1 protein-coding gene is annotated in these 1,318 nt (G+C 36.6%); it reads right to left on the bottom strand.

The genetic code is table 11. The features are described from left to right. A partial coding sequence (locus Q5Y73_RS24555) for a hypothetical protein (protein ID WP_305994557.1) occupies positions 1–1,318 on the bottom strand: 1,318 nt, incomplete at both ends.

Consider the following 1,318-nt stretch of genomic DNA (forward strand, 5'->3'; position numbering starts at 1 on the left):
GTTTTCATCTAAGTAACCCTGAATCTCTCCTGTAGCTGTACGCCATGCGTTTGGTGTAATAGCCGGATCTCTTTCACCTTCATCAAGTTTAACAAGTGGATTGCCTTTAATTTGTAACAACAACCCTACACCGTTTTGTCTAGTATCTATCAATCCAGTTTCGTTGTAGATGCTTACCACAAGTAGTTTTAACTCGTTTTCGTGCATGACTAAATTACCGATAATACCAACCATCGGCTTTTGTAATGTGCTTAATCCGTATTGGGTTACAAAATAATCCTTGAATCCTGATCCATTCACTTGAATTGACTTTCCAACGTTCACATTTTTAGAATCTGCTGCAAATGGAATGTTAGCAAAACCAAATTCACCAAATACATCTAGCTTGTCATTACCCACTCTATACAGTGGATTCATCCAATGATGTACACCTTGTTTATCTCCAACAGCACTAGATAAGTCTGATACTAAGATATGGTCCATTTCAGCTAGTACCGTTACATCTTCAGTGGATTCTAGTTTTTGAGGTACCGGCACATGCTCATACCAAAGAGCCACACTGTCTGTTATCCCTGTGCGGTAATCTGTTATTGGATATTCCATTTTAACTTCTTTTGTTTCTTTACGAACTTTGACAATGTTAGATTTAACGTAATCTACTTCCTCAGATAATTCAACATCTAACTTGATATAGTCGGTGTATACAATACTTTCATTTTCTGCTGACGCTGGGTGAGTGCTGTGGACTAAGATGTATACTTTTTGGTTGTTGTTCAGCCATCTATCCAAGGCAGTAGTCACGTTTAAAATAGTTTTGGTTGAAGGTAATGAGTCTGTAAAATCTACAATATTATGCCAATCATTTATATCATTATTCCATACTCTACCAGTAGCCCCATAAGCCAAACCATTTCCATCATCACCTTGTCCGTATCCAGTCCATGAAACAGTGATTTTACGAAGTTTATCTTTTAACTCGGATAGTGATAAACCTAAGTGTGATAGGTCGAATTCGTATATTCTAACCATATATCTGCCTTGTACATCACAAATATTTGAATGTAAAATACCATCTTGTTTTGATGTATTATCATAGCTTGATTGCCCAACTTCTGATTCAAAATCACTAGGGATTCTTGATATTAAATCATCACTACTACTATTGTGTTGATAGCTTTTATGCGGAACCGTTACGTCATCCCCTACCGTTTTTCCAAGATAATTTAGTGTCTGTTTAGATTTTCGTCCTGGTGTCCAAGTTGGGTTAGGATTGATGCCTTTTTCTAGTTTAAAATTACGTGCTTCAAATTCTCCAATT

Origin of the sequence: Chengkuizengella axinellae (assembly GCF_030730905.1) — a bacterium.
In the GTDB taxonomy this organism is placed as follows: domain Bacteria; phylum Bacillota; class Bacilli; order Paenibacillales; family KCTC-33759; genus Chengkuizengella; species Chengkuizengella axinellae.